10 protein-coding genes are annotated in these 12955 nt (G+C 49.1%); 6 read left to right on the top strand and 4 right to left on the bottom strand.

Annotated features, from left to right (window positions below):
- Positions 1 to 35 precede the first annotated feature (35 nt).
- Positions 36 to 1043, top strand: a complete 1008-nt coding sequence (locus NC996_RS02440; protein WP_190685835.1) for a DnaJ C-terminal domain-containing protein — start codon at positions 36 to 38, stop codon at positions 1041 to 1043.
- Positions 1044 to 1109: 66 nt separating this feature from the next.
- Here NC996_RS02440 and NC996_RS02435 read toward each other — a convergent pair whose 3' ends face one another.
- Positions 1110 to 3293, bottom strand: coding sequence for a serine/threonine-protein kinase (locus tag NC996_RS02435; RefSeq protein WP_190685833.1), 2184 nt, complete (start codon positions 3291 to 3293; stop codon positions 1110 to 1112).
- A gap of 151 nt (positions 3294 to 3444) precedes the next feature.
- Here NC996_RS02435 and NC996_RS02430 point away from each other — a divergent pair, with 151 nt between their 5' ends.
- Complete coding sequence (locus NC996_RS02430) at positions 3445 to 5016, top strand: phenylacetate--CoA ligase family protein (protein WP_190410921.1); 1572 nt, start codon at positions 3445 to 3447, stop codon at positions 5014 to 5016.
- A gap of 16 nt (positions 5017 to 5032) precedes the next feature.
- On the opposite strand, the gene NC996_RS02425 is transcribed toward NC996_RS02430, so the two are convergent.
- Positions 5033 to 5353, bottom strand: a complete 321-nt coding sequence (locus NC996_RS02425; RefSeq protein ID WP_190685830.1) for a helix-turn-helix domain-containing protein — start codon at positions 5351 to 5353, stop codon at positions 5033 to 5035.
- Between the two features lie 522 nt (positions 5354 to 5875).
- Here NC996_RS02425 and NC996_RS02420 point away from each other — a divergent pair.
- The 4 genes from NC996_RS02420 (at position 5876) to NC996_RS02405 (ending at position 10757) form a co-directional block, all read left to right on the top strand.
- Complete coding sequence (locus tag NC996_RS02420) at positions 5876 to 6574, top strand: pirin family protein (protein ID WP_190432761.1); 699 nt, start codon at positions 5876 to 5878, stop codon at positions 6572 to 6574.
- 185 nt (positions 6575 to 6759) lie between these two features.
- Positions 6760 to 7119: a VOC family protein gene (locus NC996_RS02415; protein ID WP_190410719.1), complete on the top strand. Its 360-nt coding sequence runs from the start codon at positions 6760 to 6762 to the stop codon at positions 7117 to 7119.
- Between the two features lie 164 nt (positions 7120 to 7283).
- A complete protein-coding gene (locus NC996_RS02410) occupies positions 7284 to 8558 on the top strand; it encodes a recombinase family protein (protein ID WP_190685828.1) in 1275 nt (424 codons plus the stop codon).
- A gap of 543 nt (positions 8559 to 9101) precedes the next feature.
- Positions 9102 to 10757 carry a glycosyltransferase family 39 protein gene (locus NC996_RS02405; protein WP_190685826.1) on the top strand — a complete coding sequence of 552 codons (1656 nt, stop codon included), beginning with the start codon at positions 9102 to 9104 and terminating at the stop codon, positions 10755 to 10757.
- Here the strand turns inward: NC996_RS02405 and NC996_RS02400 are convergent.
- Positions 10747 to 11796 carry a DUF1611 domain-containing protein gene (locus NC996_RS02400; RefSeq protein ID WP_190685822.1) on the bottom strand — a complete coding sequence of 350 codons (1050 nt, stop codon included), beginning with the start codon at positions 11794 to 11796 and terminating at the stop codon, positions 10747 to 10749. The genes NC996_RS02405 and NC996_RS02400 overlap by 11 nt on opposite strands.
- 38 nt (positions 11797 to 11834) lie before the next feature.
- A complete protein-coding gene (locus tag NC996_RS02395) occupies positions 11835 to 12926 on the bottom strand; it encodes a dipeptide epimerase (protein WP_190685819.1) in 1092 nt (363 codons plus the stop codon).
- Between the last annotated feature and the right edge of the window lie 29 nt (positions 12927 to 12955).

Below are 12955 nucleotides of genomic sequence, written 5' to 3'. Positions count from 1 at the left end.
TTAAACTAAATATTTAGACGAGAGGAGGGAGGTTGATGGCTGCGACCGATTTTAAAGACTATTACGCCATCCTGGGAGTTACTAAAACCGCCAGTGCCGATGAAATCAAAAAAGTCTACCGGCGACTGGCACGAAAGTACCACCCCGACATGAACCCTGGCAACAAAGAAGCTGAAGCTCGCTTCAAGGAAGTCAGCGAAGCCTACGAAGTGCTATCCGACCCAGAAAAACGTAAAAAGTACGATCAGTTCGGACAGTACTGGAAACAAGTCGGGGAAGGAGCGTCACCCTATCCAGGCGGAGTGAACGTTGATTTTGGCGACTTTGACTTTAGTCAGTACGGCAGTTTTGATGAATTTGTCAACGATCTCCTGGGCGGTTTAGGGGGTGCCAGTGCCCGTTCTGGCAGCCGTGCTGGACGCCGCACGACTTATCGCACTTCTACAGGCCCCACTGGGTATACAGACTTTGGCGGGTATTCTGGCTTCGATCCGCAAGCCGCCGCAGCCGCCGATCGAGAAGCGGTCATCAAACTCAGCCTATCCGAGGCTTTTCATGGCGTCCAGAAGCGTTTAGATTTAGGCAATGAAGCCATTGACGTTCGGATTCCTCCGGGTACGAAACAGGGCAGTCGAATTCGCGTCAAAGGCAAAGGTTCAGTCAGCCCCTATACTCAGCAGCGGGGTGACTTGTACTTAACCGTGGAGCTGCTGCCCCACTCGTTCTTCCAATTCGATGGTGATAATCTCGTCTGCGAAGTGCCGGTAACGCCAGATGAAGCCGTGTTGGGGGCACCCGTGGAAGTGCCGACGCCGGATGGTTCTGTCACTGTCAACGTTCCCCCTGGTGTCCGTTCGGGACAATCTCTGCGGTTGCGCGGTAAAGGTTGGCCCAATCCTAAAGGCGGACGTTCCGATCAGCTGGTAAAGATTTTGATTGTGACGCCGAAAGAACTCAGTTCTACGGAACGAGAATATTACGAGAAAATCCGGGAGAGCCGCACCTTCAATCCCCGCAGCAATTTGCCGCAGGTACGGCTGTAGACGTTATCCGAGCTTTTTATCTGAACCCCACCCCTTACTCTCCCCCAAAGAGGTAAGGGGTTTCATTTAGGGGGAAGGAGTGGTTGTTTGTGCCGGTTCAGGAGAAGCAGTGGTCGTTTCAGCCGATTCAGGTGAGGGAGCCGGAGGGTTTTCCACGCCGATATCAAGTTGATAATCAACGGGCTGGGAAGCTTCGGAAACAACGATGAATTCGTAGTAGCCTGATTGAGGCAGGGTTCCCGACCAAGTTTTTTCGGTGGAGTCTTCGAGGATTGGGGGAAATGTACTGGTTGGGGGGTAAAGGGAAAGCCGCAGTTTTGAACTCCCCGTAAAGTTAACTGCTAATAATTGATTTTGGGCAAAGTTGCCGATGTAGGCTTTTCCTTCTCCTGGTTGGAGGGTGCCGCTGACTCGTTTGCCCACTGCCCCTGAAGCAAAGCGAATTGTTTCCAGCGCCTCTTGAGATTGCACTGCTTTGACTTTCTCCCCAGCGATCGCGTGCCAGATTTGACCGACTGGCTGATTGAGAAAATCTCTGCCCCGCTGTTCTGGGAATACTTGGAAAAATACCACATCTGCGAGATCGTAGAGGGCGCGACTGCTCAGGTTTCGCTGGTTGACTTGCCCTTTCCAGCGATCGCGATCCGCTGCACCATAGCTTCCCAAACGCTGTCTGGCTGCGCCCGGTAATTTCGCTTGATCTAGCTTATCGAGCAATTCAGTTGCGATCCGATCCCATTGCTCTCGTAATTGCTCATTTTCTGGCCCATTCCCCAGCGTGCGCCCTCGTTGATTGGGGTTCTGAGTCCAGAAAACTTCATTCACCCAGTTGACATAGAAATTGTAGTTAACGCCGAGACTTTGACGGCGATCGCGCAGCTGTTGCTTGCGTGCCTGTTCCGCAGGCGAAAACTGCGAGGAAGGATTTTCTTGATCGACGGGCGGCGAAGAACTAGGTGACGGTGTGGCATCGGAGGTTTCTTCCCCAGGCTTCGACAGTGATTGTATCCAAAGATTGCCAGCCCACCAGCCGATTCCAGTCGCGCCCGTAATCAGCAGCGACACGACCAAAGTTTTTCCCACTAAACCGAGAAAGGGAGATTGCGGTTTGGGGGCTGGCGGCGGTAATGGATTGGGGGTTGGGATGGGCTGGGTAGCGTTGGCGATTGGCTGGGGTGAGTTGGCGATTGCCTTGGGGGGCGGGGGAATTTGGGCACGAGCCACCACCATTGTCGGTGCCATCGGGGGTTTGGTGGGTGGCTGAGTGGGAGGAAGATCGGGTGCTGGGGCAGGCGAGTGGGCAGATGAAAGGCTTTGTAACACAGCGCTGGCAGATTGATAGCGATCGCCCGGTCGTCGTGAAAGCATTTTATCCAACACCGCCCCCAGAGCGGGGCTAAGGTTCACGTCCCGCCGCCAGTTCCACAAAAGCGTTCCATCGTCGATTAGCTCTTGCGGCTGTTTACCCGTGAGCAACACTAACATCGTTGCCGCCAAAGCATATAAATCGCTATGGGGAAACACAATTCCCCGTTGCATCTGTTCATCGGGGGCGTATCCGGGCTTACCTAACCGAGTATGGATGGTCGCCGTTTCCATCCCTGGTGTCTCGCTAAACTCCGATTCTACGGTGGCTGCGACTTCCTTGACGCCACCGAAGTCAATCAAGACGGGCAGTTGGTCAGAAGCTCGCGAAATCATGTTATCTGGGGCAATATCGCGGTGAATGACCCCCATCGAATGGATATATTCTAGAACTGGTAAAATTTGCAGCAGGATCTGCCGTACCTCTGGCTCGCTAAACCGCGCTCCTTGATGTTTCCGACTTTCGAGAAGCGCGCGATAGGTTTGACCTTCCACATAGTCTTGGACTAAAAACAGGCGTCCGTTCCCTCGCTGGTTTACCCGAAATAACTCTCGAAAGTTGGGAATTTGCGGGTGTTTCAGCTTGTAAAGGACACCCGCTTCCCGTTCAAATAGTTCGGAAGCTTTTTGCAAAGCGTAAGTGCCTTGCACCTTGGGGGCAAATTCCTTTAAAACACAGGGTTCGTTGAAGCGGTTGAGGTCTTCAGACAAATAGGTGCGTCCAAAGCCACCGTGCCCCAATTCGCGCACAATTCGATAGCGATCGCCCAGCGTCATCCCCGGCAAAACAGTATTACTCACCACAGCAGGTAGCGGTTCGCCACAATGCTGGCAAAAGCGACCATCAATGGGATTCTCGTGTCCTTTGGTGCAATAGAGGGGCATGATTAACCTGGGGCAATTCTGTGGAAGATCCAGTAACGGTATAACAAATTGACCGAGATTCTACCAAGTAATGCGATTGATGAAAGCGATTGAAAGCGATCGCCTTCCCTACGTTAGCCTGATCTTAAATACAAAACTGAGAGGGAGGACAATGCTAGAAGAACAACGTCAACGGGTACTCACCGCTTTTCAATCGTTCCTGGGTACTCCCCTCCAGTGGCGGCTGCAACAGTATCGCAGCACCTCCCCAGAAGCCGCTACGATGCAATTATTCCACGAGGTTTCTGCGAGTGTCCCCGCCTACCAAGCTTTTGTGAAGGAACAAGGTATCGATCCTGATTCGATACAAACTTTTGAAGATTTCCAAAAACTTCCCTTCATTACCAAAGAAAATTACCTGTTGCGTCACTCCCTTGCAGACTTGTGCCGCAATGGACAATTAGAAGCGTGCGATACGATTGCTGTTTCCTCCGGTTCAACGGGAAAGCCGACATTTTGGCCTCGTTTCCTCACGGATGAACTGCAAATCGCGATTCGCTTTGAACAGATATTTCATGATAGTTTTCAGGCTGATACCCGCCGCACCTTGGCTGTCATCTGCTTTACCTTAGGGACTTGGGTTGGGGGAATATACACAGCAAACTGCTGTCGCTATCTCGCCAGTAAAGGATACCCGATTACAGTGATTACTCCTGGCAATAATAAAGAAGAGATATTTCGAGTCGTGCAAGAACTGGGTTCTGCATTTGAGCAAGTGGTGCTGCTGGGATATCCACCATTTTTGAAGGATGTTATTGATAGTGGCATAGCGCGGGGTGTGGAGTGGCAGCAATATCACATCAAAATGGTGTTTGCGGGAGAAGTCTTTAGCGAAGAATGGCGCAATCTTGTCGGAGAAAGAGTCGGTTCTCAAAATCCTTGTTATGACTCAGCTTCGCTTTATGGGACAGCCGATGCAGGCGTCTTGGGCAACGAAACCCCGCTGAGTATCCGCATCCGTCGATTTCTGGCAGAACATCCAGATGCTGCTAAGGCATTATTTGGGGAATCTCGCTTGCCAACGCTGGTACAGTATGACCCACTGAGTCGCTTTTTTGAGGTTCACGAGGGCACATTGCTGTTTTCCGGCGATAACGGGATTCCGCTGATCCGCTATCATATCTCCGATACGGGAGGCTTAATCCCTTACGATGAAATGCTCCAGTTTTTAGCAGAATGGGACTTCGATCCAGTCGCGGCGTTGCAAGGTGAAAGTGCCATTCCTCATCCCGAAACCTCCGGGTTAGGGCTACCCGAACTCAATCCGGCAGCGCGGGCTACACAAAGAGGAATTCCTCCCTTACCGTTTGTTTATGTGTTTGGACGGTCTAATTTCACGGTTTCCTATTTCGGCGCAAATATTTACCCGGAGAATGTGACGGTGGGGTTAGAACAACCCAGGATTCGAGAGTGGGTGACGGGTAAGTTTGTCATGCAGGTTCAGGAAGATGCAGATAAAAACCGCTTCCTGTCGGTGGTTGTGGAGTTAGCGCCCCAAGTGGAAGCCAGTGAAGACAAGCAGGAAGCGATCGCATCTTCAATTTTGTCCCAGCTACAACGCCTCAACAGCGAGTTTGCAAACTATGTCCCCCCAACCTACCAAATGCCGCAAGTTACCTTAACTCCCACCGGCGATCCAGAATATTTTCCGATTGGGGTGAAGCATCGCTATACTCGCCAATAATTTCTGCCAATAATTTCTATAATTGCGTGCCTAATTCGTGCATTGCCTGAATAATCGGTTTCAAACTTTCTCCTAAAGGGGTCAAAGAATATTCCACTTTTGGGGGAATCTGCGGATAAACCTGACGATGGATAATTCCGTCTTCTTCCATTTCTCTAAGTTGCTGCGTGAGCATCTTTTGAGTGATTCCCTCCAGCCCTCTTTGCAGTTCCCCAAACCGTTTAACTCCTAACCATAGTTCTGCCACAATCAAAAGCTTCCAGCGTCCGCTAATTGCTTTTAAGGTAGTTTCTGCTGGACAAGTCTTCCTTTCAAAATTCTCGCTTTTAGCTTCCATAGTATCTTTTTGGGTACTATCTTACTTTAAAGTGCATACTTTACACTTTATGGTTACATTTTTTAAACTATAAATATACAAAAATAAGACACCCAAGAAAGCCAAGGACAAGCAAAATGAGTGAACTCGTTATTGTTGATAAAAAACCTATCCTGCTTGCGCTTGAATCGGGTACTTAAATTTTGGTGCAGTTGCGGTCAATCTCACAATCAACCTTATGGCGATGGTTCCCATCAAAACACGGAATCCCCCCCTGTAAAGTTTGTAATGAAAGACAAAAAACAGGTAGCAGTATGCCAGTGGAAGTACACCAGAAATCCACCGTTTTGTGATGGTTCGCACAGTAAAGTTTAGTATTCTTCATGACAAAAGCGTAGCCTGTCTAAATAAATTTTACTTGCACCAACTGGCAACAGATCCCATTTTCTTAGTCTGCGAAGGGATACGCAATAAATCGCCTTTCTACAACCAGGATAACTCTAGGCTCTAGCCGCTGGCATTTAAGTTAAATAGGAGATGAAAATGATTGCAATTCGGAAAGCAGAAGAACGCGGACACGCCGATCATGGCTGGCTCAATTCTTATCACTCATTCTCTTTCGCCAACTACTACGATCCTCAGCACATGGGATTTAAAACTCTGCGCGTAATTAACGAAGATAGAGTGCAAGCGAACCAAGGCTTCGGAACCCATTCTCATCGAGATATGGAAATTATTTCCTATGTACTAGAAGGTGCTTTGGAGCATAAAGATAGCATGGGAACCAGCTCCATTATTCTTCCGGGTGAAGTGCAAGTTATGAGCGCTGGTACAGGAGTTACGCACAGTGAATATAACCATTCTAAAACTGACTTAGTGCATTTTCTGCAAATTTGGATTACGCCTAATCAAAAGGGATTAAAACCTAGATACGAGCAGAAAATGTATTCGGCTGAAGAAAAGCACGGAAATCTCCGTTTAATTGCTTCTCAAGATGGTCGAGATGGTTCGGTTACTATCCACCAAGATGCCAATCTCTACGCAAGTTTGCTCGATGCTGGACAGCAGGTTAATTATCAAATCAACCCTAACCGCCATGCTTGGCTGCAAGTTATCAAAGGCGATATCAGTTTGAATGGTAAGCCACTGGCTGCTGGAGATGGCGCTGCAATCAGTGACGAAAACCAGATAGCCATAGAAGCCAAAAATAGCACGGAATTTCTGTTGTTCGATTTGGCATGACAGCCGAAGGTTTATATACCCTTTAGGCGAAGACGATGATTCCGGTCATGTGTTTTAAGTAGACAGTTCTTTAAGTAAGAGAAATCAAGCGATCGCTCGATTTCTCTTATTTATTTTTTGGTTCTAAGGAATTCGTTGACCTCCAGGTAAAAATGGTATGATTACAGGTAAAAGTATAACTAGCAATGCAGATTACTCAATGTCTCCATGCAGCCATTCTCGTTTCTGACTTGGAACGAGCCGAGCAATTTTACGGGAACGTGTTGGGATTATCGAAGGTGGATAGAGTGCTGAAATTTCCCGGCGCATGGTATCAAGTCGGCGAGTTTCAAATTCACCTGATTGTTGCCAACTCTATACCATCAGATTTAGTCAATTCTGAAAAATTAGGTCGGAATCGGCATTTAGCCTTCTTGGTCGCCAACTTAGACGCTGCTAAGGAGAAGCTTATGGCTCACAACTACCCCCTACAAATGAGCGCTTCTGGTCGCGCTGCGCTGTTTACTCAAGATCCTGATGGCAACATCATTGAGTTAGGTGAATGAGCTGTCAACCATGAATCTTAATCAGGGCACTTTGGGAGCATCCTGCGAATTGCGAAGACCTGTCTGCACGATAGAAGCGTGGGGCTACAGAAACGAAGCCTACCTACACAAGCTAAAATTAAACTCTTCAGGCTGCTCCTGGCAGCTTGGTACATAATTCTGCAATGAAAATCATTGCATATTCCTATACTGACCCGTTGCTTGAAGTTGCACCCGATCCCTTGATGTGGGGTTGGGAAATAGATAGCGTTTATCAAGATTTAGGGGAACGTCAACAACTACGACAGCTGTTAGAAGATTGTAAAGAAGAACCCGCTAATTATTTATTAATCCGACGACTGGCAGAATTGGGAAACTCGGTGGAAGAAGTATGCGATCGCATCCTCGATCTTGAATCCCTCGGCATTCAAATTATTACTACCGAATCAGTTGCGTATCATCAGACACCCCTGCAACTGCTGCAAGAAATTCAGAGTCGGCAGCGCAGCGATCGCATCCGTCAAGGACACGCTCAGCGGCGGCTCAAAGCCTCGCCAGCGCCTGGAAAAGCTCCTTACGGCTACCGACGAGGTAAAGACCGCTATATCCTAGACCGCAGCGCCGCGCCGGTCGTCAAAGATTTTTTTGAACAATTTCTGCTGTATGGTTCTTTACGTGGTGCAGTGCGGTATCTAGAAAAGAAATACGCCAAGAAAATTTCCGCTTCTACTGGACAACGCTGGCTAACGAACCCAGTCTATCGCGGTGACACTGCGTATAAAAATGGTGAGATTCTTTCTGATACCCATGCTGCCATCGTATCTAGGGAAGAAGCCGCGCAAATTGACCGCTTGCTGCGCCGTAACCGCCGTTTGCCTCCTCGTACCGCTAGTGCAAATCGTTCTCTAGCGGGATTAGTGGTTTGTGGAGAGTGCCAGTCGCCAATGACGATTACCCGCGTCACCGCTTCCCGCAAACAGGGAGAATATCTTTATCTGCGTCCAACCAAGTGTTTTAAACAGCCCAAATGTAAGGCTATTTCTTATCAGGAAGTATTGGAGCAAACGATTGAGAGAATCTGCCAGGATTTACCCCGCGCAGTAGCGGCGGTGAATGTTCCCAATATGGGTGGAATTAAGGGCACGATTACCCATGAAATTGCCGCGAAGCAAGATATCTTAGCTCAGTTGCCGACGCTTACAGAGAATGGCATTCTAGATTCAGAAACTGCCCAGTTACGCGCCTACAAGCTACGCACAGAAATCTCTCAATTGCAATCGCAGATGGCGAGTCTGCCGCCAGTAGATTTACAAGCGATCGCGCAGGCTGTATCTATCTCACAATTTTGGCTAGATTTGTCAGAATCAGAGCGACGATTCTACTTTCGAGAATTTATTCGCCAGATTGAAATTAACCGCCAGGATTCATCTTGGGAGATCCAGCTAGTTTTCATCTTTTAGCGATTAACGATAAAGTGTTGCGATCGCAATTCTATTTGAGCTGTGAGCCAGCACTTCAGATACCCCGCTTCTCACAGCAGCCAGTTATCTCGCCTTGCCGAATCGTTAAAGAGTGCGCTCACTCTTCACAAAGCCGCAACACGTACGCTAGCAACACTTACGCGAACAGAGTAAGTCGGCGTTACACTTGCATGGTGGCGATGCTAAATGTGCCGATAGATGACTAAAAAAACTTTCCGTATGACTCTCACTACTGGTATAAATTTTATAATTCGGAACGCAACGAGCGTCTAACCGCTGTAAAACTGAGTCTAAACGCTGCGAGTGTTTCCAACTCTGAGATTGTCCTACAGAGTTAGAGCAGGCATGGCGAGAGTTTTCCTCGGTCACTTTAAGATAGAAAATCCGGCTTTATTCTATAGAGTTATGCAAACTTCATAAGGACATGGAAACTTACCTTGTGATTTTAGTCAGATGATTGAATTAGATAAATCGCAGGGAATGAAGTTGGATTGCCGCTAAATACCACGGGCTTTGTTAAATATGGATCGTCAAACTTTTGCGTGGGGTCGTTCAAAAAAGAAGATTAGAGGAGCTGACAGATGGGTGGAAAGGCTGTGGGTCTTAGGGTTATTCCTAGCGGCTATCCTGCTATTTGGAATCAATCTGGGCGTACTGCCTTTACGGGATTGGGATGAGGGAACGGTTGCCCAGGTTGCTCGTGAGATTTGGCAGGCAAAGTTTGATTCTTTGAGATGGCTGTATCCGACGTTGGGAGGTACGGAGTATTTCAATAAACCGCCTTTAATGCATCTGCTGATTGCCGGTGCCTACGCAATCGGCGGTGTAAATGAGTGGACAACGCGCCTACCTGGGGCGCTGCTGAGTGCCGCTTGTGTGCCGCTTTTGTATGGCATTGGACGGGAACTATTCCGGCGACGCCTTCCAGCTCTTTTCTCGGCTTTGATTTACTTAACGCTACTACCCGTTGTGCGTCATGGACGTCTGGCGATGCTGGATGGGGCAGTGTTGTGCTTCTTCCTGTTTATGATGTGGTGCGTGTTGCGATCGCGTCGAAACTTGCGCTACGCTCTCGGTGCCGGTATCGGGTTTGGGTTGATTTGCCTGACTAAAGGCATGATGGGATTATTACTTTTAAATATTGCCCTGGTATTTTTAGCTTGGGATACTCCCAGACTGTTAACTTCCCTCTATTTCTGGATTGGTTTGCTCTTGGGCAGTGTGCCAGTTGCCGCTTGGTATGGTGCCCAATTTCTCCACTACGGGCAGGCTTTCGTAAACACCGGCATCTTCAGTCAATCCTTGCAGCGGATTTGGGCACCCGTCGAGAATCACGCGGGTCCCCCCTGGTACTATCTGTTGGAAATCTTAAAGTACGGTTGGCCCTGGTTATTCTTATTGCCCCAAGGATTGCGCCTTGCTTGGGAAAATCGCAATATGAGCTGGGCAAAACTGGTACTGGTGTGGATGAGTGTTTATCTAGTAGCCATTTCGGTGATGGGAACAAAGCTTCCCTGGTATGTACTGCCGATTTACCCAGCAGTGGCTTTATTGGGAGGTGCCCAGCTTGCTGAAATTTGGAATGCGTCGAGTAAGAAATCCTATCCCCGCTCTTGGGTACCGCTTTTGACAGTCATGGGTTTAGCGGCGCTAAGCGGTAGTTTTTATTTTGCTGCCTTTGGCCCCCAACCGAACTGGAATTTGCAACTGGTGTTTGCATCGGCTGCTTTGACTTTATTGATAACGGCAGTTTTGATTTATCAAAAAGACCTGCAATTTATTCCCCTGCTATTTTGGGGTACGTATGTAACGCTACTGCTACTCATGACATCGCCGCACTGGAATTGGGAACTCGCAGAAGCCTATCCGGTTAAACCCGTTGCCGCGATGATTAAGCGCAAAACTCCCATCAATAAGCCAATCTACACATCCTACGATCATGGTCGTCCTTCTCTGAATTTTTATAGCGATCGCCAAGTCATCCCCGCAACGGATGCCGAACTCCAGCAGCGTTGGAAAGGTGACGCTCAACCTTATTTTTTACTTGACCAATCCACCTTCAAGCACCTGAATTTAAAGCCGGTGAAAGCGATTAATCAGGCGGAGGGTTGGCTGCTAATTACGAAGCCGACAGCCGTCAAACCAGCGAAGAGTCAGAAGCCACAGATTAAGGATTAGACATTACGGCATCTAATATTGTGTCAGCACCAAAGCGGACTGGATCGGTGCAGGGACGCTTTGTTTCTGCCTGTATCTGCTCGATCGCTCGTTGTGCAGTATCAGCGTCAAGATGGGCAGTGTTGAGAGCGATCGCGACCACTCGCACTGGCGCAAATGCACCGGCAGCCGCTGCCAGTGTCTCGTAAAGCTGTATGACTTCTGGCAGGGGCGGAATCGGAACGTGGGGATGATTGCGGATGGTTGCTTGTTGCGCTCGATGTACCAGCACCAGATGCGTCGGCTGAGTCCCGCGAATCAGTGGCAGCGTTGCAGTTGAACCGGGATGCAACAGGGAACCTTGCCCCTCAACAAACAGAATCTCATGCTCTTCGCCAAACAGCATCACCATTTGCTCGATAGCACCCGCAGCAAAGTCAACCCGCACGGCATCCAGGGGTATACCATCCCCCGCTATCATTAAACCCGCTTGACCTGTAGCTAAGAACTTGGAACGCAAACCGCGCTGCAATGCGGCTTTATTGAGTTCCAAACAGGTTGACATTTTGCCGATTGCCATATCTGTGCCGACAGCGAGAACCCGTTTGCAAGCGAGCGATCGCGCTTGTCCGCTTCCTATCTTTAATCCTGCGGGTTCCTGACGCACATCCCAAATCCACTGCCCATCTTTCAACAATGTCTGGATCTCCGGATGGGACGCCATTGGAGTATGCAGTCCATTGACGATAGACAACCCCGCTGCTATCCCTTGTTTTACTTCCTGCCACCATTCGGCTGGCAGGGCACCCCCAGGCGGCGCAATCCCAATCGCCAAGATATCGGGTGTGTAAGCTAGCGCTTCTTCCAGAGAAGCGACAATCGGAACCTCGCGGGGGATACCCGTCAATTTTCGCAATGACTCTCCCGCACACTGGCGATCGATGACTGCCACCACTAGCGCTTCGCTGTAGCGCAATAGCGCCAGTCCGGTTTTGCCGTGGATGCCGCGAATCCCTTCATGTAGCAGAATTGCGACTCGATGTTTAGATGTCAAATGCACAGCTTTTTAGAAAATAGGGAACAGAAATTTATCCAGCACTAAGGCGCTGCTTGGCTAATATTCTCCGTCCTTCTGATAACTCCCAATCCGGGTAAATCGTTGGGTAGCAATCGCCCATCTTGTATGGATGCGCCGCTAAAAGGATCGTCGATGAGATTCAGATGACTATCTAAATCTAGATAATCCGCTAGGGGGGAGAGTTGTGCCGCCGCCGTATTCGAGATGGCGCTGTCAGAATAGCAACCGAACATTACCTGCAATCCACAAGCTTTCGCTGTATGTATCATGCGAATCGCTTCCGTTAAGCCGCCACACTTCATTAGTTTGATATTAACGCCATGAACGCGGTCTGCCAGTTGCGGGATATCCTTGCGAGTAAAGCAACTTTCATCTACAAAAATGGGTAGAGGCGATCGCGTGTACAATTCCTTAAACGACGATTCCCCCATTATCCCGACTTCTGCTTCTCGTCCCAGCGGCTGTTCCACATACTTAACACCCATCTTTGCCAGCCAACTGCACATCATCACAGCGTCTTCCAGATTCCAACCCCCATTGGCATCGACGCTTAGCTGAGCATCCGGTGCTGTCTCCCGAATTGCCATCAGCATCGCTTGATCCGCTTCAATTCCTTCGGAACTACCCAATTTCACCTTCAAAACATTTGCCCCTGTCACCTGCCGCCAATCGCGCAATCGCTGTAAAGCACCCGATGGGGAATTAATCCCAATCGTCACAGAGATGGGAACAATCCGATCTCGATCCAACCCCCACAGACGCCACAACGGTAATCCTAGCCGCTTTCCCTGCCAATCGTGCAACGCCATATCAATTGCCGCCCACGCCGCAGAAGGGATTTGCGCTGCTTGCAATACTTCCTCAATTTTCTGCTTTTCCCAAGGGCTATATGCCTCCAACAGCGGCGCGATGCCTTGCAATGCCTCCAAGAGAATCTCTGTGGTTTGTCGCGGTTGTCCGACTCCAATGGAAAAAGGCGAAGCTTCCCCCCAGCCTTCAATCCCCTCTGCGATCGCGCGTACCCACACATTCATGGTTTGCGCTGTCGTCCCGCGACTGATGGTTAAAGGAAATCGCTTGTTTACCGTGAAGGTTTCTACGCTAATCTGCATTGTTGTATGCTTTATGATTTTTGAATCTA

Source organism: Trichocoleus sp. ST-U2 (assembly GCF_039961875.1).
In the GTDB taxonomy this organism is placed as follows: domain Bacteria; phylum Cyanobacteriota; class Cyanobacteriia; order Cyanobacteriales; family FACHB-T130; genus FACHB-T130.
This window is presented reverse-complemented; position numbering and strand designations above follow the sequence as displayed.

Coding starts and splice junctions, on each gene's coding strand:
- NC996_RS02440 (WP_190685835.1), top strand. CDS start 36: ATGGCTGCGACCGATTTTAAAGACTATTACGCCATCCTGGGAGTTACT.
- NC996_RS02435 (WP_190685833.1), bottom strand. CDS start 3,293: ATGCCCCTCTATTGCACCAAAGGACACGAGAATCCCATTGATGGTCGC.
- NC996_RS02430 (WP_190410921.1), top strand. CDS start 3,445: ATGCTAGAAGAACAACGTCAACGGGTACTCACCGCTTTTCAATCGTTC.
- NC996_RS02425 (WP_190685830.1), bottom strand. CDS start 5,353: ATGGAAGCTAAAAGCGAGAATTTTGAAAGGAAGACTTGTCCAGCAGAA.
- NC996_RS02420 (WP_190432761.1), top strand. CDS start 5,876: ATGATTGCAATTCGGAAAGCAGAAGAACGCGGACACGCCGATCATGGC.
- NC996_RS02415 (WP_190410719.1), top strand. CDS start 6,760: ATGCAGATTACTCAATGTCTCCATGCAGCCATTCTCGTTTCTGACTTG.
- NC996_RS02410 (WP_190685828.1), top strand. CDS start 7,284: ATGAAAATCATTGCATATTCCTATACTGACCCGTTGCTTGAAGTTGCA.
- NC996_RS02405 (WP_190685826.1), top strand. CDS start 9,102: ATGGATCGTCAAACTTTTGCGTGGGGTCGTTCAAAAAAGAAGATTAGA.
- NC996_RS02395 (WP_190685819.1), bottom strand. CDS start 12,926: ATGCAGATTAGCGTAGAAACCTTCACGGTAAACAAGCGATTTCCTTTA.